Annotated in this window: 1 protein-coding gene; it reads right to left on the bottom strand. The window is 70.3% G+C overall.

Annotated features, from left to right (window positions below; genetic code table 11):
* Positions 1-386 precede the first annotated feature (386 nt).
* A complete protein-coding gene (locus KIP79_RS46080; protein WP_214111417.1) occupies positions 387-1,133 on the bottom strand; it encodes a phosphotransferase family protein in 747 nt (248 codons plus the stop codon).
* Between the last annotated feature and the right edge of the window lie 686 nt (positions 1,134-1,819).

Genomic DNA, 1,819 nt, shown 5'->3' on the forward strand with positions numbered 1-1,819 from the left:
TTTGACCCCTCCAGGTCCGGACCCGACCCCGCTGGGAGGGTCAGTCGCCGGTGACCTCCCGCCCACCCACCCATTTGACCCTCCGGGTCCGGGCCCGGCTTCCGCCGGGGCGGTTGGGTGCCGCTCCTGGCACGGGGGAGATTGATTGCCGGGGAACTCCCACCCACCCATTTGACCCCTTCGGGTCCGGATCCGGCTCCGCCGGGAGGGCCGGCTGCCGTCCGGCACGCCAAAGGTTGGTTGCCGGGAACTCCCACCCACCCCTTAGAAGCGCGACGACATCCATGAAGCCTTCATGACCCTCGCCGTCGCCATCATCTGCCGGCGACGCCTCATCCACTGATCGTTCCGATAAAACTTTCTCAAGCAGTCGGGCGCGCGCAGCCTCACAGCCGGGATCTCAGCACGTCGATCTCACAGCCCGGCGCGAACGGGTCGAAGCCGTGCTCGATCAGCCAGCGAACCACCAGCAGACTTCGAAACGACCACCACGCGCGGATCACGTCGAGGTCGACGTCGGTGCCATAGCCGGCGACGACGTCGCCGAGGTGCTCCTCGTGTCCGAGCGTCAAGATGGCGAGGTCGAACAGGGCATCACCTTGACCCGCCTCGGACCAGTCGATGATGCCCGTGATCTCGTCGCCGTCGACGAACACGTGAGCGATCTGCAGGTCGCCGTGCGTGAACACCGGAGCCCACGGCCGGAGCGCGGCCTCGGCGACCTGGCGGTTGCGGGTGACCAGGTCGGCGGGCAGGATGCCGTTCGTCACGAGCCACTCGCACTCGCCGTCGAGTTCCGCCGCCAACTCGTCGATGCCCCGGCCGGCCTGGCCTCGCCGGGGCGGCAGCGGCGCGTCGTGCAACCTCCGGATGGCGGCGCCCGCCGCGGCCCACGCCGCCGGGGACGCGGTCGACGGCTCGCCGAGGCGGCCGAGCGCCGTCCCCGGGACCGCGGCGATCGCGAGCACGGGCGGCTTGTGCCACAGGACCTTCGGGGTCGGGACCGGCGCCAAGGCCATCGCCTCGACCTCGACCTCGATGCGCGCCTGATCGGCGTCCACCTTCAGGAACACGTCGCCGACACGCAGGGTCGCACGCTCGGAATGGGCGACGACCATTTGGACCTCATCCATGGGCGACCAGTATCCCGGGGCTGATCGTCGACGTCGCCAGGTTTATCGCGTGCGATTGCGCGGCTGACTGCGTCCCGCCACCAAGCGCCCTCGTCCGCGACACCGACCGCTGACCAGGTCAAGTCCACCACTTTTGTCAGGAGCCCTTAGACCCCTTCGGGTCCGGACCGGCTCCCCTTCGGGTCCGGACCCGGCTCCGCCGGGGTGGGCCGGTGGCTGTCCGGCACACGGAAGGTTGGTTGCCGGAGGACTTTCCACCCACCTTGTTCGATCTTCGGTCGCAGACCCGGCTCCGCTGGGGCCGTCGGCGTCCACCCCGGCGCGCCAAAGATCGACACGCGACTCCGCCTGCCCGGCGGGGGCGAGTCCGACCGAAGGTCGAAAGCGTGGGCGGGGCGCGAGCACACGGCAACCAGATTTCCGCGTACCGGACCGCCACCGCCCACCCCGGCGGAGCCGAACCCCCGACCGGAGGTCGAACAAGGATGGGTGGGCGCGAGCACACGGCAATCAGACTTCCGCGTGCCGGACCCCCACCCCGGCGCAGCCGAACCCCCGACCGGAGGCCGAACAAGGATGGGTGAGCGCGAGCACACGGCAACCAAGACTTCCACGTGCCGGACCGCCACCGCCCACCCCGGCGGAGCCGAACCCCGACCGGAGGTCGAACAAGGGTGGGTGGGTGG

Source organism: Acrocarpospora catenulata, from assembly GCF_018476525.1.
Classification (GTDB): domain Bacteria; phylum Actinomycetota; class Actinomycetes; order Streptosporangiales; family Streptosporangiaceae; genus Acrocarpospora; species Acrocarpospora catenulata.

Coding starts and splice junctions, on each gene's coding strand:
- KIP79_RS46080 (WP_214111417.1), bottom strand. CDS start 1,133: ATGGATGAGGTCCAAATGGTCGTCGCCCATTCCGAGCGTGCGACCCTG.